Origin of the sequence: Streptomyces sp. NPDC058195, assembly GCF_042883525.1 — a bacterium.
GTDB lineage: Bacteria > Actinomycetota > Actinomycetes > Streptomycetales > Streptomycetaceae > Streptomyces.
The window spans coordinates 98955-123824 of sequence record NZ_JBHVVM010000026.1 but is presented as its reverse complement, the minus strand read 5'-3'; the positions used below and the strand labels follow the sequence as shown (position 1 = coordinate 123824).

Annotated in this window: 21 protein-coding genes; 6 read left to right on the top strand and 15 right to left on the bottom strand. The window is 73.4% G+C overall.

Going from position 1 to position 24870, the window contains the following annotated elements; translation table 11 throughout:
* Positions 1 to 188: 188 nt before the first annotated feature.
* The 10 genes from ACFVWY_RS27540 to ACFVWY_RS27495 form a co-directional block, all read right to left on the bottom strand.
* Positions 189 to 1121: a LysR family transcriptional regulator gene (locus ACFVWY_RS27540; protein WP_389877163.1), complete on the bottom strand. Its 933-nt coding sequence runs from the start codon at positions 1119 to 1121 to the stop codon at positions 189 to 191.
* Between the two features lie 48 nt (positions 1122 to 1169).
* Entirely contained in the window at positions 1170 to 2363 is a 1194-nt protein-coding gene (locus ACFVWY_RS27535; protein WP_389877161.1) for a glycine C-acetyltransferase, read from the bottom strand.
* A 63-nt stretch (positions 2364 to 2426) separates the two neighbouring features.
* The gene (gene tdh / locus ACFVWY_RS27530) at positions 2427 to 3455 is read right to left on the bottom strand and encodes an L-threonine 3-dehydrogenase (protein ID WP_389877160.1); all 1029 of its coding nucleotides are present in this window, start codon (positions 3453 to 3455) and stop codon (positions 2427 to 2429) included.
* Between the two features lie 269 nt (positions 3456 to 3724).
* Positions 3725 to 5854, bottom strand: a complete 2130-nt coding sequence (locus ACFVWY_RS27525) for a bifunctional serine/threonine-protein kinase/ABC transporter substrate-binding protein (protein WP_389877158.1) — start codon at positions 5852 to 5854, stop codon at positions 3725 to 3727.
* A 6-nt stretch (positions 5855 to 5860) separates the two neighbouring features.
* On the bottom strand, positions 5861 to 8002 hold the full coding sequence (locus ACFVWY_RS27520; protein WP_389877156.1) for a bifunctional serine/threonine-protein kinase/ABC transporter substrate-binding protein: 2142 nt from the start codon (positions 8000 to 8002) through the stop codon (positions 5861 to 5863).
* 5 nt (positions 8003 to 8007) lie between these two features.
* Positions 8008 to 8838, bottom strand: coding sequence for a hypothetical protein (locus ACFVWY_RS27515; RefSeq protein WP_389877154.1), 831 nt, complete (start codon positions 8836 to 8838; stop codon positions 8008 to 8010).
* A gap of 89 nt (positions 8839 to 8927) precedes the next feature.
* Complete coding sequence (locus ACFVWY_RS27510) at positions 8928 to 9566, bottom strand: GNAT family N-acetyltransferase (protein WP_389877152.1); 639 nt, start codon at positions 9564 to 9566, stop codon at positions 8928 to 8930.
* A gap of 155 nt (positions 9567 to 9721) precedes the next feature.
* The gene (locus ACFVWY_RS27505) at positions 9722 to 10615 is read right to left on the bottom strand and encodes a peptidase S1 (protein ID WP_389877151.1); all 894 of its coding nucleotides are present in this window, start codon (positions 10613 to 10615) and stop codon (positions 9722 to 9724) included.
* Positions 10616 to 10778: 163 nt separating this feature from the next.
* The gene (locus ACFVWY_RS27500) at positions 10779 to 11174 is read right to left on the bottom strand and encodes a hypothetical protein (RefSeq protein WP_389877150.1); all 396 of its coding nucleotides are present in this window, start codon (positions 11172 to 11174) and stop codon (positions 10779 to 10781) included.
* Positions 11175 to 11360: 186 nt separating this feature from the next.
* Complete coding sequence (locus ACFVWY_RS27495; RefSeq protein WP_389877148.1) at positions 11361 to 14141, bottom strand: DUF4157 domain-containing protein; 2781 nt, start codon at positions 14139 to 14141, stop codon at positions 11361 to 11363.
* A gap of 302 nt (positions 14142 to 14443) precedes the next feature.
* On the opposite strand from ACFVWY_RS27495, the gene ACFVWY_RS27490 reads away from it, so the two are divergent.
* Complete coding sequence (locus ACFVWY_RS27490; RefSeq protein ID WP_389877146.1) at positions 14444 to 15013, top strand: hypothetical protein; 570 nt, start codon at positions 14444 to 14446, stop codon at positions 15011 to 15013.
* A gap of 305 nt (positions 15014 to 15318) precedes the next feature.
* Here ACFVWY_RS27490 and ACFVWY_RS27485 read toward each other — a convergent pair whose 3' ends face one another.
* The gene (locus tag ACFVWY_RS27485) at positions 15319 to 15741 is read right to left on the bottom strand and encodes a winged helix-turn-helix transcriptional regulator (RefSeq protein ID WP_389877177.1); all 423 of its coding nucleotides are present in this window, start codon (positions 15739 to 15741) and stop codon (positions 15319 to 15321) included.
* A gap of 264 nt (positions 15742 to 16005) precedes the next feature.
* Here ACFVWY_RS27485 and ACFVWY_RS27480 point away from each other — a divergent pair, with 264 nt between their 5' ends.
* Entirely contained in the window at positions 16006 to 17184 is a 1179-nt protein-coding gene (locus ACFVWY_RS27480) for an MFS transporter (RefSeq protein ID WP_389877145.1), read from the top strand.
* A 5-nt stretch (positions 17185 to 17189) separates the two neighbouring features.
* Here the strand turns inward: ACFVWY_RS27480 and ACFVWY_RS27475 are convergent, their stop codons facing one another.
* From ACFVWY_RS27475 to ACFVWY_RS27465, 3 genes are all read right to left on the bottom strand, one after another.
* The gene (locus ACFVWY_RS27475) at positions 17190 to 17513 is read right to left on the bottom strand and encodes a CPCC family cysteine-rich protein (protein WP_389877144.1); all 324 of its coding nucleotides are present in this window, start codon (positions 17511 to 17513) and stop codon (positions 17190 to 17192) included.
* A 133-nt stretch (positions 17514 to 17646) separates the two neighbouring features.
* Entirely contained in the window at positions 17647 to 18228 is a 582-nt protein-coding gene (locus ACFVWY_RS27470; RefSeq protein ID WP_389877142.1) for a hypothetical protein, read from the bottom strand.
* Positions 18229 to 18313: 85 nt separating this feature from the next.
* On the bottom strand, positions 18314 to 18775 hold the full coding sequence (locus ACFVWY_RS27465; RefSeq protein ID WP_389877141.1) for an ATP-binding protein: 462 nt from the start codon (positions 18773 to 18775) through the stop codon (positions 18314 to 18316).
* 165 nt (positions 18776 to 18940) lie between these two features.
* Here ACFVWY_RS27465 and ACFVWY_RS27460 point away from each other — a divergent pair, with 165 nt between their 5' ends.
* The 4 genes from ACFVWY_RS27460 (at position 18941) to ACFVWY_RS27445 (ending at position 23863) form a co-directional block, all read left to right on the top strand.
* Positions 18941 to 19795, top strand: a complete 855-nt coding sequence (locus ACFVWY_RS27460) for a Scr1 family TA system antitoxin-like transcriptional regulator (RefSeq protein ID WP_389877139.1) — start codon at positions 18941 to 18943, stop codon at positions 19793 to 19795.
* Positions 19792 to 20052: a DUF397 domain-containing protein gene (locus tag ACFVWY_RS27455; RefSeq protein ID WP_389877137.1), complete on the top strand. Its 261-nt coding sequence runs from the start codon at positions 19792 to 19794 to the stop codon at positions 20050 to 20052. The genes ACFVWY_RS27460 and ACFVWY_RS27455 overlap by 4 nt, the downstream gene beginning before the upstream one ends.
* Positions 20053 to 20260: 208 nt before the next feature.
* Positions 20261 to 22807, top strand: a complete 2547-nt coding sequence (locus ACFVWY_RS27450) for a GTPase-associated protein 1-related protein (protein ID WP_389877135.1) — start codon at positions 20261 to 20263, stop codon at positions 22805 to 22807.
* Between the two features lie 513 nt (positions 22808 to 23320).
* Positions 23321 to 23863 carry a DoxX family protein gene (locus ACFVWY_RS27445; RefSeq protein ID WP_389877175.1) on the top strand — a complete coding sequence of 181 codons (543 nt, stop codon included), beginning with the start codon at positions 23321 to 23323 and terminating at the stop codon, positions 23861 to 23863.
* Positions 23864 to 24457: 594 nt separating this feature from the next.
* Here ACFVWY_RS27445 and msrB read toward each other — a convergent pair.
* Entirely contained in the window at positions 24458 to 24862 is a 405-nt protein-coding gene (gene msrB / locus ACFVWY_RS27440; RefSeq protein ID WP_389877134.1) for a peptide-methionine (R)-S-oxide reductase MsrB, read from the bottom strand.
* Between the last annotated feature and the right edge of the window lie 8 nt (positions 24863 to 24870).

The window sequence follows — 24870 nt, the reverse complement described above, 5'->3', positions numbered from 1 at the left end:
AGCCGACGCGGAGCGTCGGTGACTGACGACAACGCGGCAGATGTGCGTGCCGGCCCCCGCGAGCCCGGCATGATCCAAACGAGAGGCCCTAGCCCCGGCGACGCGGGCGGCGCGGCAGGGCTCGCTCCCAGGGGCACGCGGGCAGCGGCAGCGGTCACGGGGACGCGAGCTACGGGCAGCGGCAGCGCTCAGAGCGACGCGGGAAGGGGCAGGGCGCCTTCGCGTACCGCCGCGGCGGCCAGGGCGTCGAGCACCGGGGCGATCAGGGGGTGCCCCTCCGCGCCCTGCCGTACCGCGGCGAAGACCCGGCGGGTCGGCGCGTTGCCCTCGACCGGCCGCACCACCACCCCGGCGAGCTCCATGCCGAGCAGCGCGGAGCGCGGCACCAGGGCCACCCCGACGCCCGCCCCGGCGAGCGCGACCACGGCGCGGAAGTCGTCCGAGGAGTGCTCCATCCTCGGCTGGAACCCGGCGAACTCGCAGGACAGGACCACCACGTCGTGGCAGGGGTTGCCGGGGTACGGGCCGATCCAGGTGTCCTTCTCCAGCGCGGCGATGGCCACCTGGTCCCGGCCCGCCAGCGCGTGGCCGACCGGCAGCACCGCGTCGAACGGCTCGGAGTACAACGGCACCCGGGTCAGCCGCAGGTCGTCCTCACCGGGAGCGCCCCGGTACTCCACCGCCACCGCCACGTCCACCTGCCGGTCCAGGACCATCGGAACGCTCGCGTCGCCCTCCGCGTCCTGGACCCGGACCCGGATACCGGGGGCGGTGCGGCCCAGCTCGGCGAGGGCGGGGGCGAGGACCAGGCCGATCCCGGTGGCGAACGCGGCGACGGTGACCGTTCCGGCGTCCCCGGCGCTGTAGGCGGCCAGCTCCGCCTCGGCCCGCTCCAGCTGGGCCAGCACCGCGTTGGTGTGGGTGAGCAGGATCTCCCCGGCGGGGGTGAGCCGGGCGCCGCGCGCGCCCCGTTCGACGAGCCGGTGCCCGGTCTCCTGCTCCAGAGCGGCGAGCTGCTGGGAGACCGCCGAGGGGGTGAGGTAGAGCGCGGCGGCGGCCGCGGTCACCGTGCGGTGGTCGGCCACCGCACGGAGGATACGCAGCCGCCGTGCATCGATCATGTGCCCATTGTCCCAGGTCACGGCGGAAGCCCCGACCTGGGCGGGGTTCTACTCTCCCAGCGCGGCCCGCGCGTCGACGAACGCGTCGACGGCCCGGTTCACGTCCTCGGTGGAGTGCGCGGCGGAGAGCTGGACGCGGATGCGGGCCGCGCCCTGCGGGACGACCGGGTACGAGAAGCCGATCACGTACACCCCGCGCTCCAGGAGCAGTTCCGCCATCCGGCTGGCCTTCGCCGCGTCCCCGATCATGACCGGGGCGATGGCGTGGTCGCCGGGCAGGAGGTCGAAGCCCTCCGCGGTCATCCGGGTGCGGAACAGCCGGGTGTTGGCGTTCAGCCGCTCGCGCAGGTCCCCGGCGCTCTCCAGCAGGTCGATGACCTTCAGCGAGGCTGCCGCGATGACCGGGGCGAGGGAGTTGGAGAAGAGGTAGGGGCGGGAGCGCTGGCGCAGCAGGGCGACGATCTCGGCGCGGGCCGCGACGTAGCCGCCGGACGCACCGCCGAGAGCCTTGCCGAGGGTGCCGGTGATGATGTCGATCCGGTCCATCACCCCGTGCAGCTCGGGGGTGCCGCGCCCGCCGGGGCCGACGAAGCCGACGGCGTGCGAGTCGTCGACCATGACCATGGCGTCGTAGCGCTCGGCGAGGTCGCAGATCTCGCGCAGCGGCGCGACGTATCCGTCCATGGAGAACACGCCGTCGGTGACGACGAGTCGGCGGCGGGCGCCGGACGCCTCCTTGAGCTGCTTCTCCAGGTCGTCCATGTCGCGGTTGGCGTAGCGCAGCCGCTGGGCCTTGGAGAGGCGGATGCCGTCGATGATGGAGGCGTGGTTGAGGGCGTCGGAGATGACCGCGTCCTCCGGGCCGAGCAGGGTCTCGAAGACGCCGCCGTTGGCGTCGAAGCAGGAGGAGTAGAGGATCGTGTCCTCCTGGCCGAGGAACGTGGAGAGGCGCTGCTCCAGCTCCTTGTGGACCTCCTGGGTGCCGCAGATGAAGCGGACCGAGGCCATGCCGTAGCCCCAGCGGTCCAGTGCCTCGTGGGCGGCGGTGATGACCTCGGGGTGGTCGGCGAGGCCCAGGTAGTTGTTGGCGCAGAAGTTGAGCACCTCGCCGGGGCGTCCGCCCGCGGTGACGGCGACCGACGCGGACTGCGGGGTGCCGATGACGCGCTCGGGCTTGTGGAGTCCGGCGGCCCGGATCTCGTCGAGGGTGGTGCGCAGGTCGTCGCGTACGGAGTCGAACATGAGGGGTCTCCCAGCTCTGGATGCGGAGGCGGTCGGTGCTCCGGGTACGGAGGCGGTCGGAGGTCAGGCGGTCCAGTCGAGGATGACCTTGCCGCCGCGACCGCTCGCCGCGTCGTCGAAGGCCGCTTCGAAGTCGCGGTAGCCGTACCGGCCGGTGATCACGGGAGCGAGGTCGAGGCCGCCCTCCAGCATGACGGACATGGCGTACCAGGTCTCGTACATCTCCCGCCCGTAGATGCCCTTGACGGTGATCATCGAGGTGACGATGCGGGACCAGTCGACGGCGAACTCCTCGGACGGCAGTCCGAGCATGGCGATCTTCCCGCCGTGCGTCATGTTCGCGATCATGTCGCGCATCGCCTCGGGGCGGCCGGACATCTCCAGGCCGACGTCGAAGCCCTCGCGCAGTCCGAGGCGCTTCTGGCCGTCGGCGATGGTCTCCTCGGCGACGTTCAGGGCGAGGCTGACACCGAGCTTGCGGGCCAGTTCGAGCCGGGCCTCGCTGACATCGGTGATGACGACGTGGCGGGCGCCCGCGTGCCGGGCGACGGCGGCGGCCATGATGCCGATCGGTCCGGCGCCGGTGATCAGTACGTCCTCGCCGACCAGCGGGAAGGACAGCGCGGTGTGCACGGCGTTGCCGAACGGGTCGAAGATCGCGGCGATGTCGAGGTCGACGGGGTTGCGGTGCACCCAGACGTTGGACGCGGGCAGGGCCACGTACTCGGCGAACGCGCCGTCCCGGCCGACGCCGAGGCCGAGCGTGGAGCGGCACAGGTGGCGGCGGCCGGCCAGGCAGTTGCGGCACTTGCCGCAGACGAGGTGGCCCTCGCCGCTGACGAGGTCGCCGACGGTGATGTCGACGACGTCGGCACCGGTCGCGGCGACCTCACCGACGAACTCGTGGCCCAGGACGAGCGGGGTGCGGACGGCCTGCTGCGCCCAGCCGTCGTAGTTGCGGATGTGCAGGTCGGTGCCGCAGATGCCGGTGCGGAGCACCTTGATCAGTACGTCCGAGGGGCCGATCTGCGGCTCCGGCACGTCCATCAGCCAGAGTCCCGGCTCGGCCTTCTGCTTGACGAGTGCCTTCACGGCGGTGACTCCCTGTGCGGTTGCGGCGGCGTTGAACACCCCGGGCCGGGGGCATGCCAAGAGGAAGCCTGCGGCCCGGGGAAGATCGTGGGGACGGGACACATGCGGCAGCGCGCGTCGATCGGCTGCCGCGCACCATCCTCGGCCGTCACGGAGAAATCTGCCGCACCCCGCGCCACAGGTCCATCGAGGTTTTCTTAAGCGCGCCCGAAGATCCGCTTCATGCCGCCGTGCGGTTCACCCTGGCGGCCCACCGCACGGCCGGCCGGTCACATCTCGCTGAAGCGCCGCAGGAAGCGGGCGCGGCCTTTCTCGACCTGGTGGAGGAAGAGGCCCGTCTCGTAGTGCAGAAACCGGTTCGGGGAGAAGGAAAGGGTCCTGGTGATGCCCTTGTGGGTGGTCAGGAAGAGGCGCTGTGCGATGCCCTCGCGCTCCGTCCCGGTGGCGCTGGTGGTGCGGGCGGCGTCGGCGATCAGTCCGACCGCGTCGTACGCCTCGGCGGCCCAGCGGCCGGGCGCGGTACCGAAGCGCTCGCGGTACGCGGCGGTGAACGCCTTGGCCGCGGGCAGCGCGGCGGGGTCGCTGTACGCCTCGGAGAACACCCAGCCCTCGGCGGCCTTCCCGGCGCCGTCGAGGAACGCGGGCGCGAGGACGGGCCCGGTGGACACGCGGGTGCCGGTGAACCCGGCGGCGGTCAGGGCCAGGGCGCAGCGGGCGCCCCGGGCGGGCGAGGACGTGGCGAGGACGACGGCGTCCGCGCCCGCGTCGAGAACCGCGCGGGCCGCCGGGGCGAAGTCGTCGGTGCCCGCCTCGACCGGGTGCACGGTCACCTTCGCGCCCTCGGGCGGGGAGCGCCGGACGCTGTTCGTGATGGCCCAGGCGTCCATGGGGTCGGCGCGGTCCTCCACGACCACCACCCGCCGCGCCGGGCGGATTCGGGCCAGGTAGACCAGGAGGGCGGAGACCAGCGAATCGTCGAAGGGGCGGATCACGCAGAGCGTCGTGGCGGCCCCCAGTTCGGCGGTGGTGGACCGGGCCGAGACGACGACCTGGGCGAGGCCGGTGCGTTCGTAGCGCTGGACGACGGCGGCGGCGAGCACGTCCGCGGTGGGGCCGACAGCGGCGAGCACGTCCGGGTCGGCGGCCAGCCGGTCGGCGACGCGCAGGGCGCGGGCCGCGTCCCCGCCGTCGTCCTCGGTGCGCAGGGCGAGCCGGAAGGGGGCGCCGGGGCGGGCGTTGTGGTCGTCGACGGCGAGCCGCATGCCGCGCTGGTGGGCGAGGCCGAGGGCCCGGCCCGTGCCGGTGAGGTCCGCGTGCAGGCCGATGGTGTGGGTGGGAACGGTCCGGGGGGCCTGCCCGGCCCCGGTGCGGCGCCGCCGCTCCGCCACCGTCCAGGCCGCCACCGCGCCGCCCCCGAGCAGGACCGCGGCGGCCCCGGCGGTCAGCACGGTCCGCCGGGCGGGGCGGGGCGGGGCGGCTTCCCCGGTCACGGTGGGCGGATCCGGCCGCGGTGCCGGTGCGGGGATGTCGAGGGCGGCGGCCGAACGGGTGGCGATGAGGGCGGACAGGCCGGGCGGCGCCCAGGCGGCGGGGTCGTCGCCGGGTGGGGCGGCCAGACGCCGGGCCACGTCCCGGGCGGTGGGCCGGTCCGCCGGGTCCTTGGCGAGGCACGCCTCGACGAGCGGGAGCAGAGCGGGCGGCAGTCCGCCCAGGTCCGGCGGCTCGTGCACGGTGCGGAACAGGACGCCCGCCGCCCCGCCGTCCCCGAACGGGCGGCGGCCGGTCGCCGTGTACGCGAGGACGCAGCCCAGCGCGAAGACGTCGCAGGCGGGTCCGGCCCGCTTCCCCGAGGCCTGCTCGGGGGCTAGGTAGCCGGGGGTGCCGATCAGCGCGTCGGGCTCGGTGAGGGCGGTGGCGCCCTCGTGGCGCGCGACGCCGAAGTCGATGAGCCGGGGTCCGTCGAGCGTGAGGAGCACGTTGGACGGCTTGACGTCGCGGTGGACGAGTCCGGCTGCGTGCACCGCGTCGAGCGCGTCGGCGAGCCGGGCTCCGAGGGCCCGGACGGTCGCGGGCGGCAGGGCGCCCTCGGCGATGACCTCGGCGAGCGAGGGGCCGGGCACGAACGCGGTGGTGAGCCACGGTTCGGGAGCCTCGGTGTCGGCGTCCGTCACCGGCACCACCCAGGGGCCTTCGACCCGGCGGGCGGCCCCCGCCTCACGCCGGAACCGGGCCCGGAATCCGGGGTCGGCGGCATGTTCGGCCCGGATCACCTTCACGGCCACGAGCTGCCCGCCGGGTGTGCGGGCCAGGTACACGACGCCCATGCCGCCCGCCCCGAGGCGGGCCAGGAGGCAGTGGCCGCCGACGGTCCGGGGGTCGTCCGGGGTGAGGGGGCGCACGCCGGGTCAGCTCTTCGCCTCGGGGGCCGGGCCGAGGTAGCGGAACGCGCCGTCGCGGACCCCGTGGAGATGGCCCGCCTGGCCCTTGAGCCGGTAGTCCTCGCCGAAGGCGTAGGTGCGCGAGACACCCCGGTAGGTGACGGTGGCGATCTTCGCGACCAGGGCGGACCGGGCGGGCGGCCGGTTCTTCCGGGCGAGGGCGCGGAGGGCGGTGAGAACCAGTCCGGCCGCGTCGTACGCCTCGGCGGCCCAGGGGGCGGGGGCGTCGCCGTACTTCTCGCGGTGCGCGGCGGCGAACTCCTTCACGGCGGGGGCGGTCGCACCGATCCAGGGCGCGACGAACTCCCACCCCTCGGCGGCGGCTCCGGCGTCCGCCAGGAAACGGGCGCCGATGGTCGTGTGCATGGCCATGCGGGGGCCCGTGTAGGAGGTGGCGGCGAGCGCCGTGGCGGCTCGGGCGGCCCCGGCCGGATCCCCGGCGTGGAAGAAGGCGTCGCTGCGGTGCGCGAGCAGGTCGTCCACGACCGGGGAGAGGTCGCGGGTTCCGGCGGGCACCACGCGCGGGTAGGTGGTCCCGTCGGTGCTGCCGATGACGATCCGGTTCAGGAAGTAGCCCGCCAGGTACGCGGCCTGGCCTCCGGCCCGGTCGACGAGCACGCCGAGCCGCCGCACGTCGGGCCGGAGCACCAGCCGGACGCTGACCGGGAACGCGAGCGCGGCATCGGACGGGACGGCCTGGAAGAAGGACCGCATGGACCGTACGGGGAAGGCGAGCTGCTGGGACGACACGGTGACGATCGGCAGCATCGCCTCGTCGTAGGTACCCAGCACCGCGGTGGTGACGGGGTCGTCGGTGGGGCCGACGACGGCCAGTACGTCGCGGTCCCGGGTGAACCGCTCGGCGGCGCGGGTGCCCGCGGCGGCGTCGCCCCGGTCGTCGATCGCCTTCACCCTCAGTGTGAACGGCTTGTCCGCCCGGGAGTTGAACCGGTCGACCGCGATCCGCACCCCGCGTTCCTGGGCCCGCCCGATCGCCGCCCGGGGCCCGGACAGGTCCGCGTGCACACCGATGGCCCAGGTCCGGGGGCCGGCGGATCCGGCGCCCTGGGTCTCGTCGTCGCGCAGCCACTCGCGCACCGCGAAGGTGCCGCCTCCCGCGACGGCCACCGCCCCGGCTCCCGCGAGCAGGAGCAGTCCGCGACGGGACGGGGCGGGGGTCTGGGGCTCCGGGGTGTCGGCGAGGGTGGCGTCGGTGCCGGGCAGTGCCAGGGTCGCGGCGGACCGCTCGGCGATCAGCCGGACGACGTCCTCGGGCAGCCAGTCGACCGAGCCGTTCGGGACGTCCTCGGTGATCCGCGCGTCGAGCGCGGCGGCGGTGGGGCGGGCGGCCGGGTCCTTGTCGAGCAGGCTGGTGAGCAGGGCGCGCAGTTCGGGGTCGTCGGCCCCGTCGAGATCGGGTGCCTCATGGACCGTGCGGTAGAGCAGGGCGTCCACGGCTCCGCTCCCGAAGGGCGGGCGCCCGGTCGCGGCGTACGCGAGGAGGCAGCCCAGCGAGAAGACGTCCCCGGCGGGCCCCACGGCGAAAGCCCCGCGGGCGGCCTGTTCGGGGGCGAGGAAGCCGGGGGTTCCCACCACCAGGTCCGCCGCGGTCAGCGCGGTCGCGTCGGTGACCCGGGCGACACCGAAGTCGATCAGCCGCGGTCCGTCGGCGGCGAGCAGCACGTTGCCGGGTTTGACGTCACGGTGGATGAGCCCCGCCGCGTGCACCGACGCCAGAGCGCGGGCCAGCAGCCGTCCGAGGACCCGGACGCTCCGGGCGGGCAGCGGGCCGCAGCGGGCGACCACCTCGAAGAGCGTGGGACCGGGTACGAACTCGGTGGCCAGCCAGGGCCGTTCGTCCTCCGTGCCGGAACCGGTCACGCGGACCGCCCAGGGGCTGTCGACCCGGCGCGCGGCCGCGGCCTCACGGCGGAAGCGGAGCCGGAACTCGGCGTCCCCGGCGTGTTCGGGGAGGATGACCTTGACGGCGGCCAGCGCCCCCAGGGCGGTCCGGCCGAGGTAGACGGCGCCCATGCCTCCGGCGCCGAGGCGTCCCAGCAGCCGGTATCCGCCGATCCATGACGGGTCCGAGGCCCGCAGCTCCTCCATGCGCCTCAGCCCTTCTTCCCGATGGCTTCGCCCAGCCGTATCAGCATGGCGCTCTGGGTCCGGAAGACGATGGCGTCGATCTCGTCGGCCGCCCACCCCTTGGCGCCCTTGGCGGTCATGGCGAAGGTGAACCGGAGGATCTGGTCCTGCGCCCAGACGTACGGGTAGGGCCCGCCGAGTCCGTCGCTGCGGTACTCGCCGGACTCCATCAGCGAGTCCTCGGAGTTGGTCTGGTTGGCCTCGCCCTGGGCCAGCGCGCCCGCGCCGAGTCCGCTGATGGTCTCGCCCTGCCGCAGCCGCTGCGTGGGACAGCGCATCGACTCCTCTATCGATTCGGCCATCTCCCACCGCGCGCCGTCGTCGGTGCGGTGGACGGTCACGATCGCGGCGAGCCGCAGCGGCCCCTTGCCCCGGGCCGCGGGCATCTCGAAGGAGCGGGTGAGGGTGGCGAGGACTCCGTTCCCCGGGGCGCGCTGCTGCCATACGCAGTCGGCTCCGAGCACCGGCCAGGCGTCCGGGCCGCTTTCGTACGGGGTGCGCGCGACGATGCCGGGGCCCAGGTCGCCGGGGTCGGCGATGACCTGCCGGACGAGGGCGAGGGCCGTCGTGCGCGTGGTGGGCAGCCGTGCCGGGTCCGCGTCGATGACGGGTCCGTCCGTGGCCCTGGGCGTCCCCTTCCCGGTGGCGGGAGTACCGGTGGTGGACGGGGACTGTTTCGCTGGCCTCCCGCCGTCCCCGTCCCCGCCGCCCCCGCCGCACGCGGTCGCCAGCAACAGCGGCACCGCCGCCAGGACCCCGTACCCGCGCCATGTGCGTACCGGACCGCCGCGCGCCACGATCGACCACCCCCGTATCCCCGACGTCGCGTCGATCCTATGAGTGCGGAAGGGGTACGGCTGGTTCCCGGCAAGAATCTGTTACTCCGTCACTTCCCTTCTGTGCGCGGGTCCTTGGCGAGCCTGGCGTGCAGGTGCTCGTCGTGGTACTCGCCGTCGCCGAAGCGGAAGGACTCGCGGAGCACGCCCTCGGGGAGAAAGCCGCAGCGGTCGGCCACCCGGCAGGACGCCGTGTTGCCGACGGCGTGGGCGATCTCCAGACGACGGACGTCGGCGGTGTCGAAGCCCCAGTCGGTGACCACGGCGACCGCCCTGGTCGCGATGGCACGCCCCCGGGCGGCGGGCAGCAGGAAGTAACTGATCATCGCGAGCCCGTCCGCGCGGTCGACCCAGCGCAGGGTGACGTTGCCAAGCAGCGCCCCGTCGGCGTCCTGTACGGCGAAGGCGGCGGCGCCTCCGCGCTCCCACCCGCCGTCACGCGCCTGCACCCAGGTGCGGGCGGCGTCCCGGTCGGTCGCCGCTATGGGGTTCCAGAGGGCGATCGCCGGATCGGCGGCCGCGTCCACCAGGGCGGCCAGCAGGGGTTCCGAATCGGCGTCCGCCATGGTCCAGGGGCGCAGTGCCACGTCCCCCAGATCGAACGCGGTACGGATGAAGGTCTTGCGGTCGACGGGACCGGTGGCGGATTCGGTGACAGAAGAAGCAGAGGAAGAAGAGGAAGCAGTCATGATCACTTCCTACCGAAACGTCCCCCCATCTGACCAGCGATTTTCCTGGAACGCCTGGGCCTGTACCCCGGGCGGCACGGTGCCGCACACCGAAGTCGGCACCGGCGTGCGGCACGGCGGGCCTCAATGGGCCGACACCGCGGGGCGGTTGTCGATCAGGAGAGCGCCAGCTCCGTGACGTTGTCCGCCTCCAGGACCCAGGCCGCGCTGAGCCCGCCATCCTTCACCCGGGCGTCGCCGTCGCCCTTGAGGACGCCGATGCGGTCGCCGGAGAGCGCGATCTGGATGGCGTGGTCGTACACGTGGACCCACGCCGCGCTGAGCCCGCCCTCCTTCACGTACGCCGTTCCGTCGTCCTTGAGGACGCCGACACGGTTGCGATCGCGGGAGAGTTCGAGCTGGATGACGTCGTCGGCCTCCCGCACCCACGAGGCGCTGAGCCCGCCCTCCTTCACCCAGGCGACGCCGTTGCCGACGAGTACGCCGATCCGGTCGCCCGCCAGGTCGATGCCGATGACGTTGTCCGACTCCCGTACCCAGGACGCGCTGAGGCCGCCCTCCTTCACCCACGCCACCCCGTCACCGGTGACGACGCCGATGCGGTCGCCGGAGAGTTCGAGCTCCTTGACCTTGACGGACTCCTTGACCCAGGACGCGCTGAGGCCGCCCTCCTTCACGTACGCCTCGCCGTTGTCCTTGAGGACGCCGATGCGGTTGCCCGAGAGGGCGATCTGCTTGACGTCGGTGGCCTCCTTGACCCAGGACGCGCTGAGGCCGCCCTCCTTCACCCACGCCACCCCGTCACCGGTGACGACGCCGATGCGGTCGCCGGAGAGGGTGAGCTGCTTGATGCTCCCCGACTCCTTGACCCAGGGGGCGCTCAGGCCGCCCCCCTTCACGTAGGCGTCACCGTCGATCCGCAGGATGCCGATGCGGTTGCCGCCGTCGCCGGAGACCGTGCCGGGCGCCGCGCCCGCGGACGTGGGCGACCCGGCGAGACCGGTCAGTGCCAGGGCGGCGGTCGCCGCGGCGAGAATATTGCGCTTCAATGGAGCAACTCCTCTGCTCGGATGGCCCCTTGGGCCCGATGAGCGGTGCCCTCGGGGTGGTGAACGATCCGAGACGATCAACGACCGGCGGACGGGGCCGGTACGTGCGCCATTGAGGTGAGCCGGGTGCATCGCCCGCCCGGCGCGTACCACCGCGCTCCGGTCAGCTCCTGTCCGGGTGCGGGCGCGCCGGGCGCGGCAGCGGCTGGCGCCAGTCGCCGAGGGCCGCGAGGAGCAGCTGCCGGGCGACCGGCCGTATGCCGTCCCAGGCCGGGTCCGCGGCCAGGGCGTCGGACCAGAGGCCGGTGCGGCCGGCTGCGGTGATTCCGTCCAGGCGACGGCCGATGGTCTCAAGATCACGCAGAATCGCGGGCTCAAGGACCCCGCGCTCCGCGAGTCCTTCACCGACACGGCAGAAGAACCGCGCTTCTTCGGCGATCGGCTCCGTCTCCCCCGCGTACTCCACCGACCAGGCGATCTGGTCCTGGGGGTCGGCCGCGAGGAGGGTCATCCAGCGCAGCGTCAAGGTCCGCAGGTGTACATCGCCGAGATGGTTCACGCGCCCAGAGTCTCACCCCGGCCGTGAGCCCTGGGCCTCGGACCCTGGTCCCGGGTCCGGGACGGCGGCTCCTGGACAGACCTGCCACGGGGGCGGGGCTCGCCCCTGCGGCGGCTGTACGAGAGCGGCGCGCCCGGAGGGGGTACCTCCGCGATCCGGCCGCCGCCGCGACGGCGCGGCGCGGCACTACTGCTTCTTGCCCGGGAGCCCGCTGAGGTACGCGACGAAGTCCCGGTAGGAAGCTGCCTCCCTGGGCTTCTTGATGATCTCGTCCTCCTTGGTGCGCAGCTCGGGGCCGAAGGTCGACTTCATCAGGAATTCGCGCAGCTGCTGCCCGCCGACCCAGCGGCCGAGGTCCTTGGTGGCGGAGGCCCGGTCGCTGAAGTCCCCCATCTTGTTCTCCTGCTCCATGGTCCGCAGAGCCGCCGCCGCGGCCTTGAACTGGGGCTGGCCGGGGGCATCACCCGTCTTGTCGTAGTCCGCGCTGATGGCGGCGATGCTTTCGATGTCCCGATCGCTGACCTTGGCGCCTTTGTACAGCGACTGCCGGAACGCCTGGCTCTGCGGCATGCCGATGCTCTCGTACATGAGGGTCTTGCCCGCCGACAGCGCCTCGGAGGTGCTCTGGTTGCCGGTCGTCATCACGATCGGCTCGCTCGCCTTGATCAGCGTCAGCATGTCGTCGTGCGGCATCCGGTCGGTCGTGATCCAGTGCATCGTCTTGCCGGTGCCCCCGGTGGCAATGGACGTGATCTCCGGGGCCTCTTCCCCGGAGGTCACCTTCACCAGCCGGACACCGGCCACGCCGAGCCCCGCGAGTTCCCGCTTCACGGTGTCGTCGAGCTCCGGCATCCCATGGGGCGAGGACTGGACGACGTGCACGTCGTTGCCCTGGTCGTACTCGACCTCGGCCACGGTGCGCGCGAACCGCATGGCGCTCTTGTTGGAGTAGGCGAAGTACAGCCGGGAGGAGGCCGATCGGGCGAAGCCCTCCGCCGTCTGTTCCTGTTCCGGGGGAAAGAGCGCGGTGAGCAGGTCCTTGGACTTCAGCACCTGGAGGTGGTCCAGCCGGGCGGTGCGCCTCTCTCCTTCGTCCGCGATGCCGTCCTGCTGCTGCTTGTAGGCCCGCAGACCGGCGTCGAACGTGATGCCGACCTCTTCGTCGCCGAGGCCGGTGGTGTGGCTGTTGTCCTCCTTCTTGGAGTACTCGGTCATCGCGGAGACCTTGCTGTCCCACCTCCCGACGGTCCGCTGGAAGGGCCTGGTGACCGCCAGCTGCGGGGCGACAATCACATGGGCGGGGGCCTTGCCGGAATCGATCTCCGGAGCCTCGGCGGTGGTGCCGGGCAGCACGGTGAACGGGTGGCCGGACTCCTTGAAGACGCCCGGCTGCTTCTTGTACGCTCCCGCGGCGGTCAGCAGGGCGATGTCGTTCTTGTTCTCCTCGGTCCGGGGGAAGGTCTCCCGCAGCGCGTCGGCCGTCTTCACGCCGAGCATCAGGTCGCCCTTGCCCTGGGCCTCATGCGTGAAGACCGTGATGGGTGCCCGGCCGGTCCACTCCAGGCAGCTGTAGAGCTGATCGATCAGGAGCCGCGGGAGTGTGGTCCTGTTGCGGATCGTCACCGATTTCGCCAGCTGCTCGAACAGCGCGTCGTTCCACGGGCTCGCGGCCCGACGGCGCAGGTACTTGCCGGGCTCACGCAGCTCGTTCTCCCATGCGGCGCGGGCCTGCGCGGTGTTCGCCTTGAAGTCCTCCAGTGAGACCTCCTCGGCGACCCCTTCCATCCGTTCCACCGGCTCCTCGGCCGGCACCGGGGGCACGGCCTCCTGCCGTACCTGCGGTTCCTGCCGTACCTGCTGCTCCTGCTGTTCCCGCCGCTCCTCGACCGGTGCGGAGGGCACGGTGGCGGGGACGGTCGGGGCCGGGGCGGGCGCCTGGACGGAGGGGACCATCACCTGCGGGGCGGTTGCGGAACTCGACTGCTGTCCGCCGCCGCCGCTGAATCTGGCCGGTTTGGGCGGGGGCGTCGGCCGCTTGGAAGGAACCGGGGCGGCGGGCGTCGGAGCGACGGGCGCCGCGGTGGCCTCGGGAGCCTGTGCGGCCCCGGCCTGCTGCGAGGGAAGCTGGAGGCCGAGCGCCGACGCGACGGCGCCGAGGTCGCCGTAGACCGTCGGGGCGTTGCGTGCCGCGTCGACCTCGCTCCACTTCGGCCTCGCCCCCGGGATCCGCTCCTTCAGCGCCTTCATCACCTCAGCGGTGCCGTAGCCGTTCAGCTCGCCCTGGAAGACGCGCTGCACCGGGAGGGACGGGGCGGCGGCCCCGCCGCCCTGTGCGGGGGGCGCGTCGGCGCCGGAGGGTCCGCCCTGCGGCACGGGCCCCCGCATCACCTGCCGGGCATTGGTCTCCGCCTCCCGCTCGAAACGGTCCGAAGGGTCCGACACCCGCAGGCCCGCACCGTTGTCCGTACCGGCGACCGCACCCTGCCGCTGCTGAAGGACGTGCGTCAGCTCGTGCGCCAGGGTGTGCTTGTCGGCGCCGCCCTCGCCGACGACCACATGACTGCCGGAGGTGTAGGCGCGTGCACCGACCTCGGCGGCGGAGGCCCTCGCGGCGCTGTCGTTGTGGATGCGGACGTCGGAGAAGTCCGCACCGAGACGGGCTTCCATCTCCACGCGCGTCCCGCTGTCGAGGGGGCGGCCCAGGGTACGCAGGACATCGTGGACGGCGGAGCGCTGGACACTCGGCTGCCCCGCCTGGTCCTGGCCGCATCCGTCGGAGTGCTGGTGCGTCTCCTCGGCCCAGTGGTAACCAGCCTGACGGAGCATCTGCACCACGGCGGCGTTCCCCATCTCCGCCTGCGCCGGGAGCAGCCCCGGCAGTGGAGCGGGAGACGCGGCCTCGGAGCCGCGGGCCGCCCGGCGGGTGCCCTCGGTTCCGGTCTTCCCGGCGTTCTCGTAGTCGCGCAAAGGAGCCTCTTCCGGCAAAGGAGGTGCGGCCTCTCCTGCTTAGACGATGAGGGGGCCGCCGGGCCAGGTCCCCCGGGGCAGCGTCGGGCGGGCCTGCCAGGCAACAGGCGGGCCCGCCCGGGGCAAACGGGCGAGGCCCCCCAGGACGCCGGACCGACGCCCCTGTCCACCGGGGCGTCGGGCTGACGCGGGGAGCTGCGCCGTGGCGAGCGGATCACGCGGCAGAGGGCCCGCCGCAGGCTGGTGCCGGTCAGGCAACGGCAACGCGCGGTCCGCCGCCGCCCGTTGGTAGCGTGATACGCATGACAGAGCTGGAAGAGCTGGTCCTGACCCCCGACGAACGAGCCGAGGGGGGCCGGGTCGGCCAGGTGACGTTCACCATGGACTGGACCGGCGAGGACGACCCGGGCCAGCTGGCGGCGTTCGTCGCCGACCGGGTACGGGCCTTCGGGGCAGAGCCGACGGACGTGGACACCGACGCCGTCCGCGACGCGGCCGAGGCCGATCCGGCCCTGCGCCGCGGTGATCTTCCGGTCCGCCAGCTCGATCATCTCTCCGAGGTGCTCTCCCGTCTCGGCTGCACGCTCATGACGCACGACAACGGCACCGACACGTACGAGGTACTGGTCGCGCTGACCGGTGAGCGTGAGCCGGCCGAGCTGGCCGGGCTGACGCACCAGGGCCTCCCGGTGCGGGTCTGGGGTTCGCAGCCCGACGTGCTTCTGGTCAGCCTGAACTGCCCGGACTGCGCGGAGATGCTGGTCTGGGAAGTGCCGACGACCGAGACCCTGGCCGACGAGCGCTGCGCTTGCGGAACCGCGTTGTTCGACGCCACCGGCCGCCCCCTGCCCCACGTCACTCTCCACGACTGAGCCGCTCGGCGCCCCTGGCCTCGCTCCGGCCTCGCCGACGCCTCGCGACATCGGACGCGGCGCCGGATACGGCATCGGATAAACGTCGGACATGGCGTCAGATACGGCGCCCGCTGATCCGCGATCCGGCGTCGCCACGACAGGCACGCCCCCGGTGATCGCGGAGCGACGACGCTCCCTGACCACCGGGGAGATGCGTACCCGCACCGCCCTCAGGACCCGCCGCATCCCTCCGGGGCCCCGCACGGACGTCATGTCCCTTCCGAGAGCCCCGTCCCGCCCGTCCCGCCCGTCCCCGTGAGCCCTCAGCCGCCGTCGGCCGCTTCCTGCCCGGCCTTGCGCACCCGTGTGGTGTCGATGTCCAGCGGGGTGCCGTCGGTGCCGGTCACCACGACCTCCGGAACCGGGGCGCCGTGCTGGTCGACCAGGACCGAACGGGTCTCACCGGACGCGAACGCGTGACGTTCCCCCCACTGCCGCAGGCTGAGGATGACGAGGAAGAGATCACGACCGGCGTCGGTGAGCACGTACTCCTGACGACGCCCCGACGGTGCGGTGCGCTGGACCAGCACGCCGTGAGCGGCGAGCTTGCGGAGGCGGTCGGTGAGGATGTTGCGCGCGACACCGGTACGCCGGTGGAACTCGGTGAACGACCGGGCCCCGTCCATCGCGTCCCTGATGACGAGCAGGCTCCATCGGTCGCCGACAAGGTCGAGGGCGCGGGCCACCGGACAGTCCGGGTCGGTCCAGTCGGGCCCTGCCGCGTCACGGACTGCCGCGTCACGGCCAGCCCCGTCACGACCGGCCCCATCACGGCCCTCCCCGTCACGGCCCGTTCCCTCCGGGCCGGTAGCGCCCGGCTCGGTCGCGTCCAGGTTCGCGGCGCGCGAGCTGACGTGTGACATGGCACCTCCCGTTTGGTTGCGGATCAAAACCATCATGCCGTAGCGTCTCATCAGTTGCATTTCGCTACTGATCGGAGTTGAGGCGCGATGGGTACGTGGCGGCGTCTGCTGCTGGCGATGGTCTGCGGTGTTGCTGTGGCGAGCGTCTACGCCGCTCAACCGGTCCTGGAGCCGATGGGGCGCGATCTGGGCGTACCGGCCGAGCTCACCGGGTGGATCGTCGCGACCGGCCAGTTCGGCTATCTGGCGGGGCTGGTGCTGCTGGTACCGCTCGGCGACGTGGTGGACCGGCGCCGGCTCATCGCCGTGCACCTGGCGGTGACCTCGACGGGTCTGCTCCTGACAGCCCTGGCGCCAGAAGCGTGGATGGCGTTCACAGGGCTGGCGGTCTCGGGACTGTTCGCGGTCGTGGTGCAGACCACGGTGGCCTACGCCGCGTCGGCCTCGTCGCCCGCCGAACGCGGACGCACCATCGGCACGGTGACCGCGGGCGTCGTGATCGGCATCCTGGGCGCACGGGTGGTCACCGGCGCGCTCGCCGAGGTCTGGAGCTGGCGGTACGTCTACGCCGTGCTCGCGGCCCTGTCCCTGGGGCTCGCGGCCCTCGTTCTCGTCGTCCTGCCCCCGCAGGAGCGCCCCCACCAGTCCGCGGGGTACCGGAAGGCGCTCGGCTCGCTCGGCGGACTGTTCGGGCAGCGTCTCTTCCTGGTGCGCGGGCTCATCGCGTTCTTCCTGTTCGCCTCCTTCGGCACCCTGTGGAGCGGGCTGTCGCTGCCGTTGGCAGGTGCCCCGTGGCAGCTGGACGAAGCCCGGATCGGGCTGTTCGGGCTGGTGGGTCTCGTCGGCGCGCTCGGCGCGGCACGGGCGGGGCGATGGGCGGACGCGGGGCGCACGTCACGGGTCACGGGGCTCGCGCTCGCCCTGCTCATCGCCTCGTGGGCGGCGATCGGGCAGTTGTCGTGGTCCCTGTGGCTGCCCGTCGCCGGAATCGTGCTTCTCGACTTCGCGGTCCAGGCCGTGCACGTGAGCAACCAGCACCTGCTCACCACCGCGCATCCGGACCGGATCAGCAGCGTCATCGGCAGCTACATGGTCTTCTACTCGCTCGGCTCCGCTCTCGGCGCCGCCACGACCACCGCCGTCTTCACCGCCCACGGCTGGGCGGCCTCCAGCCTTCTCGGTGCCGGATTCGCGGCCTGTGCGCTGGCCGTCTGGGCGGCCGACGAGCGGCTGCCCCGCAGGGAGCCCGCACCGGCCCGCGCGTGAGCGGGTCAGATGTCGAACAGGTCCGGAGCCTGGCGCCGCGCCTCCGCCTGCCAGATTCCCCCGCCGCCGCGGGCCGTGGAATCGCCGCCGTCCTCGGCCACCGCCTCCAGGTAGTCCAACCGGGCCTGCTTCAGGCTCAGTCGGCCGTTCGGGCCGCCCCGGACGATGTGGGCGTCCGCGTCGTCCTGTCCGTCGTCCTCCCAGCCGCATTCCGGGCAGATCTCGAAGTCCGCCCGCCGTTCAAGGGTCCGCTCATGGCAGCACGGGCACGCGACGAAGCTGTGCGCGGTGTCGTTCCCGGGACCGCCGGGCGACGTCTCAGAAGGCATGGCCGACATCATCAGGCGCCCACGCCCCGTGGACAAGCCCGCGGCCGTCCGCCGCCGACGCGCACCACGGCGGCAGAGCGACGATCACCCGCGTCACCGCCCCTGCCACACCAGGAAGACGAGAGCCCACGCGTCACCGCCCCCGCCACACCAGGAAGTCGACGATCAGCTCCGGCGGGTTCGCCGCCCTCGTCGTCTCCTCCTCCCGGCCGGGCTCGTCCATGTCGCACACCACCACGGGCAGCGGGCGGCCGAAGATCCTCTCGATGGCGCCGCCCGCGTGGAGGTGGCGGGCGAGGCCGAAGACGGCCTCGCGGAAATGGAGCCGGAGGGGGTCCGACCGGGCGATGGGGTCCGCGTCGTCCAGCAGCCGGCCGAGGTCGAACGCGCCGTCGCACCAGATGCCCAGGCGCCCCGCCTCCGCCTCGAACAGCGGGCCGCCGACCGGATCCCCGGGGACGTTGCCGAGTCTCTCGAACCCGTCGAGGATGCAGAAGGCGCAGTTCCAACGGACCTCCTGCTGACCGGAGCTGTTCCGGACATCCTCCTCGTACCGGCTCTCCGTGGTGTAGCCGCGGTCCGCGTAGGGGCGGCGGTCGTCACAGTCGACGCGCCAGACGTGGAAGGCCAGGACGTAGATCCCGTCCCGGAGCGCGGCCGGAACACGCTCCAGGACGCGGGTGCCCGCCCGCCGCAGGTGGTACGGGAAGGTCATCGGCTCCGTCGCGGCGGCAGTGTTTCACTCACCCGCCGCGCACCGTCACGGCCATCCGGGCGGCGTCACGGCCGTCCGGGCGGCGTCAGCGCGCGACGTCCAGCTCCGCGCGGACCGTCTTGCCCGGGTTCCGGTCCAGGACGGCCCAGCGGTCGGCCAGGGCGTCGACCAGGACGAGGCCCCGGCCGCCCTCCGCGTCGGAGGGCGGGGGGACCAGACGCACCGGGCCGGGCGGGCGCCGCTCTCCCCGGGTGTCGCTGACCTCGATGCGCAGGACACCTCGGGTGCCGTCGCGTCCGGGCGAGTGGCGGAGCCTCAGTTCGAAGTCCCGGCCCGCCACCCGGCCATGCGTCGCCGCGTTGGCGGCCAGCTCGGAGACGATCAGCTCCGCCGCCTCCGAGGCGTGACTGCGGTACGGGATGCCCCAGTCGTGCAGCACGTGCCTCGCGAGGTGGCGGGCACTCCTGGCTCCGCGCGGCGTGGAGCTGAAAAGCCGCACGAACACACGTACGGTAACCGGACGTTGGGGGGTGGGGAGTGTTTCCATGCCTCCACCGTGACGGCCCGGACCCCGCTGGACCAGCAGCGAAACTCGTACGCTCCGTCAGCGTACGGGTACGGACGGTGGACAGTAGGGGTAACGGTCCGTGAGCATGGGCGAGTTGTCTGCCGGTAGCGGCACGGAGTACGACCAGCACGGAGGTGGCCGGACATGACGGACGGCGTCGAAAGGGCGGGCGGGGCGACGAGGGCGGACTCGGAGCCGGAGCCGTCGGAAAGCCTGAGGGTCTTCGGAACGCTCGTCAAGGGCTTCCGCAAACGGGCCGGGCTGACCCAGGAACAGTTCGCGCCGAGGGTGCGCTACTCCGTGCCGACCGTCGCCTCGATCGAACAGGGCCGCAGGTTCCCGCCGTTGCCCTTCGTCGAGCGTTCCGAGTCGGTGCTGGACGCGTCCGGGATGATCAGGACGGCGGCGGCCCAGCTGTCCCGGCGGCCGGGCATCGCCAACTGGTTCCGCCAGTGGGCGAAGCTGGAGATGGAGGCGATCAGCCTCTACACCTATGAGTGCCGACTGGTCCCGGGACTGTTGCAGTCGGAGGCCTACGCGCGCACGCTGTTCCTCAACCAGCTCCCGCTGTTCGACGAGGAGCAGATCCAGCGGCAGCTGACGGCCCGGATGGAACGTCAGCAACTGCTGCGCGAACGGGTCACCACCGACTACAGCTTCATCCTCGAAGAGCAGCTCTTCCTGCGGCGCACGGGCGGCGCGCGGGTTCTGCGGGAGACGGTCGACCACGTCCTCGACCTCGCCGGACTGCGCAATGTGGAGGTGCAGATCATGCCGCAGGTCCGCGAGAGCCATGCGGGGCTGGACGGCCCGATCCAGTTGCTGGAGACGCCAGATCACAAGTGGCTCGGCTACAGCGAGGGACAGGAGTCCGGCCAGCTCCATGCGGACCCGGCTGTGGTCAGTGTGCTCCAGATGCGGTATGCCAAGATGCGATCGCAGGCTCACACCCCCGAAGACTCCGTGGGCCTGCTGCGGCAGATGCGAGGAGCGCTATGAGCACCACCACCTCCGGTCTTTCCTGGTTCAAGAGCAGCTACAGCGGCGGCTCCGGCGACTCCTGCGTCGAAGTCGCGCTCGCCTGGCACAAGTCCAGCTACAGCAGCGGTTCCGGCGACTCCTGCGTGGAGGTCGCCGCCTGCCCCAGCACCGTCCATGTCCGGGACTCCAAGGTCGAGCAGGGACCGGAGCTGGCCCTCTCCCCCGCGGCCTGGACCGGCTTCGTGACCTACGCGAGCGGCGCCGCGCTCGCCTGACACACCGTCGGCGCCCCGTGCCGCGCACCGGACCGGATCCGGTGCGCGGCACAGCTGTTCCTCGGGGCGCGCGGAGGGGTCGTGTGCCTTGATAGCGTCGCTCCCGCGACTGCGGTTCGTGCTTCCCGCCGGGGTCGTCGCCGTGCGCCGCGGTCCGCCCCGAGGGGCGCGGGGAAGTCTGCGGCAAGGACGAAAAAGGGCCCGACGCATGACTCTCGCGCAGCTGCACTACACCTCTTCCCCCGCTGTCCGCGCGGACGACGACGGAGGGGGCGGCGGCGCGCGCTTCACCGCCGTCAGCGCCGGACTGCCCACGCCGGTGCTGGCCGAGGCCGAAGAGCTCCTCGGCTACGAGCCGCCCGCCGACACCCCGCACCGGCCGAGCACCGACCAGCTCCGCTCCCTGCCCGAGGCGTTCAGCTTCAGCGCGCTGCCGGACGGCGGGCATCTGCTGTCCCGCACGGTCGCGTACACCGGGCCCGGTGGCGGGCCGGGCGGGTCCGGCGGGTTGGGCGGGTCGGGCGTGTCCGGCGGGTCGGGCGTGTCCGGCGGCGGTCCCGTCGGGTTTCACGCGCATGCCGTGCACCTTCCGGCCGGGACGCGGCTGCCGGGCGGCGTGCTGCCGATCACGGCCTGGCGCTCGCCCAGTTGGGCCTCCGCGCCGCCTCGGGGCGGGGCCCCGGAGCGGATATCCTCGCTGCCCGCCTCCGCCGCCTTCGGGCCGGAGGCCGCCGAGGCGCTGAACGACTTCGCGGTCTCCCGGAGTCCCTGGCTCGCGGCGGTCTTCGCCGACCTGCGCCGGGTCTGCACCGGCGAGCCGGACGCCGGGCGGCTGGTGCTGGTGGAGCGGCACAGCGCGGATGTGGCCCGGTGGGTGGCGCTCGCCTCGGCGGTGCTGCCGCCCGACGACGCGCACCGGCTGACGTTCACGACGTACACCCGCCGTCCGTCGGACGCGCCGCATCAGGTCGTCGGCGTGCTCCCCGAGGATGCCGCGCGCCTCGACGCGACGTCCGCGCTGCGGGTGCACGACTGCGCCGGTGCCCGGCCCTCCGGGGCGGTGGACGACGCCTGGGCCGAGACCTGCGCCCGGATCTGGCGCAACCGGTCCCCCGAACTGTTCCGGACGGCGGCCGAGCTGCCCGGCGGGCCCTTCGCCGCCGGACCGCTCGCCGTCACGGCGCTCTGCGCGGGCGTTGCGCTCGGGTCGGCCGAACGGGCGGCGGCGGCCGAGTGGGCCGCCGAGCGGCCGTACGCACTGGACGAGGAGCGCACGCACCGGCTCACCGACGCGCTGACCGATCCGGACATCGACCGCACGCCGCATGAACTCGGCGCTGTGGCAAGCCTGTTGACCGCGCTCGACGGACGGGCCCCGGCCGGTGTGACGGCCTCTCTCGGTGCCCTGCTGGTGACGGAGGCGGTCTACGGGGACGATGTCACCGTCGTTCCCCCGGGACGCTCGGTGTTCTCCGGGCCGGGCGGGGAGCCCGTCGCGGCGGCGCTCGTCGAGGCCGTCGGCGAGGATCTGCGTGCCGAACTGGCCACCGGCTCGCCGCTCGCCGCCCCTGGCACCGCCCCCGGACGCGGCGTGGGGCGCACCGTGCAGCTGCTGCGCATCGCCCGGCTGCTCGACGTGGACTGCGCGGACCTGCTCCCCGAGGCCGTACGCCGGATGGCGCGGGCGCTGCGGGACGAGGGCGCGGGCACCTGCGGGCAGGTGCTGCTGGACCTGCTGGACGAGCAGTTCGACATCCGTACCGCACTGCTGGGCGAGCTGGACCGGATCGCCCCGCTCCACCCCACGGCCACCGAACGGCTGCTCACCGACGTCGCGCTGCCGTTCACCGGGGCGCAGGCACTGCCGCACCTGCGGATGTGCGCCGCCGCGGCCGACGCGCGGGCACGCGGCGGTGAGGACCGGGTGAAGACGCTGAGCACCGTGCTCCGCGCCGGTGGTATGTCACCTTTCACCGAACCGCTGGTGCTGCGCACGGCGGTGGGGCTGGTCTGGGAGGGGGCCGCCCCCACGGCGGGCGAGGCCCGGCAGCTGCTGGGCGCGAGCACCTCCGACGCGCACCGCACGGCCGGTACGTGGTCCGTTCTCGTCGCGGCGGCGCTCGGTGCGCCCGCCGACGACGTGGAGGCCCCGGAGCTGGCTCCCGATCTGCTGCGCGGCTTCCCGCAGGAGATCGACGCGCGGACGCGCCACGCGCTGCTGCTCCTGGAGTTCGCGCGGGACGTCCGCGCGGGGGCGGCGGAGCCGGGCTGGACGGAGACGGCCCTGCGGCTGTGCGCCGGGGCGGAGCCCGTGGAGACCGGCGCGCGTGAGCAGGCGTACGGGGCGCTGGCAGGGCTGCTGCTCGCGCCGGACCGCCCGGAGGCCGAGCTGTACGCCTTCGTGCACAGCGCGGACCCGGAGCTGATCGCGGCGTACGGCCGGGCCGCCCGGCAGGACGCGGTGCTCGCCCGGCTGCGCTCCGAACCGGCCTACGCCGCCGACTGCTTCACCGTCTGGAGCGCCCACCCGCACGCGGGCGAGGCGTGGCACGCGACCCGGACTGCCCTCCTGGAAGAGGTGCTGCGTCCGGTGGTCCGGGCCCTGTCGCCGGAGGAGCTGGCGGCGGTGGAGGAGGCCGCGGGCCGGGCGGGCAGCAGCCGTACGGCGGAGGCCTTCCGCTCCTGGAACAGGTCGGGCAGCGGCCTGCGCAGACGGCTGGGCAGCCGGATCGCGGCCCGGGTGCGGCGGTCGTGAGACCGTACGGCGCGGGCGCCCGGCGCGGACGCCCGGGGACGGCCTCCTGACACGCCATCGCCACCACCCCTGAGACGCGCCCGGCGCGGGCGCCCCCGGGGTGGCGTCCCCGGCGGTGCCCCGCGTGGCCCGGATCGGGTCTGTGGCAGCCCGGGGTGACCGGGGCCGAGGCCGAGGCCCTGGGCCTGGGCCTGGGCCTGGGCCTCGGCGGACCGGCTCCTCGTATCCGCCGATACCGCGCGCCCGCCCCCGCTCCAGGGTCGATGGCGGCGGGGGAAGGGGTAATGCTGGGAAGGAGGAGCCGACGTCACGCGGTTCCGCGCGAAAGCGGCCGGGCGGCCCGCCCGGGGCGGGAACCCAGCGGGTTCTCCGCGGACCGGCTGCCTGCCCGCAGCGTCGCGGCGCCGCGTGTCCGGCGCACGGGCAGGCGCCGTACAGCTGATCCCGCCGTGTCCCGGGCGGTCGGTCGGCGCCGTCCCGGGGCATCGGAGCAAGGAGCCTCCGGTGAACTTCATCAATGAGAAGCTGCGCGCCCCGCCCCAGCCGACGGCCCGCGTGGCGGCGCACTCCCCGGTTTCCGCCGCCGACTGCGGTCTGCTTCTGCTCAGGCTCACCTTCGGCCTTCTCATGGCAGGGCACGGATGCCAGAAGCTCTTCGGAATCTTCGGTGGCGAGGGTCTCACCGCGACAGGCAAGGGGTTCGCCAGCCTGGGGTACCGCCCCGGGACGGTGTACGCCGCCATCGGTGGTGGCTCCGAGTTCCTCGGCGGCCTCGGCCTGGCGCTGGGGCTGCTCACCCCGCTGGCGTCGGCCACCCTGATCGGCGTCATGATCAATGCCATGGTGACCGTCACCGCGGCACACGGGCTGTGGGCGACAGACGGCGGCGTCGAGTACAACGTGGCCATCGCGGTCGTGGCGCTGGCGATCGCCGCCATCGGCCCCGGCCGGCTCGCCCTCGACAGGCCGTTCCGCTGGGGGAAGGGCGGCTGGCCAGAAGCCGTCTTCGCCCTGTGCGTCGGCGGCATCGGCGCCGCCATCGTGCTGATCCTCTGAACCTCAGCGGATGGCAGCTCCTTCACCGGGCGCCCAGCGGCGCGGTACCTCACCGGCGGTGCCGGACGCCGGGGATGGCGCGGGTCTTCCGCACTCCGGCCGGACGGGCGGCCCACGGACCGGGCCAGCGGTTTTCCGCAGAGGTCGTCCGGGACTGACCGCACAGAACCGTCCGGGCCCGCCGCGAGGCCAGAGGCCCGCTCGGTGAAGCCCTCGATCCGGTGACGCCTCTACCAAGTCCCGGCTGCGGCCAGGGCGTGATGCGGACGCGGTGCCCGCGCCGGGTGCCCCGGCCATGACCAGACTGCCCAGCACGCCTCCGCCCCGCTTCCACCCCGCTCCCACCCCTCTTCCGCCTCCGCGCGCTTCTGGCGGGCGGCGGACAGAGGCGGTGCGGGAACCGCACGCGAGGCGGGCCCAAACGTCCTGCTCCCCGATTACGGCCGGGCCGGGCCGGAAGACACGTGAATCCGTTCTCCAGCCCCGCCCGTCGCCCCGGCGTGCCCCTCGTCCGCCCGGAGGAATCGCCGGTGCGTCCTCCGGGTGACGGGCCCGTCGCCGGACCACCGGACCGGGGAGGTCAGGCGTCGGAGGTCAGGCGTCGGGGGTCAGCCGCAGCGAGATCGAGTTGATGCAGTACCGCTGGTCGGTGGGGGTCGGGTAGCCCTCGCCCTCGAAGACGTGGCCGAGGTGCGATCCGCAGCGGGCGCAGCGGACCTCGGTGCGAACCATCCCGTGGCTGCGGTCCTGGATCAGCTCGACCGCGTCGGTGTCCTTCGGGTCGTAGAAGGAGGGCCAGCCGCAGTGCGACTCGAACTTGGTGTCCGAGCGGAACAGCTCCGCGCCGCAGGCACGGCAGGAGTAGACGCCCTCGGTCTTGGTGTCGGTGTACTCACCGACGAAGGCGGGTTCGGTGCCGGCCTGGCGCAGGACGGCGTACTCGCCAGGGGACAGCTCGGCCCGCCACTGCTCGTCCGGCTTCTCGATCTCGTACGACACGGCGCTCC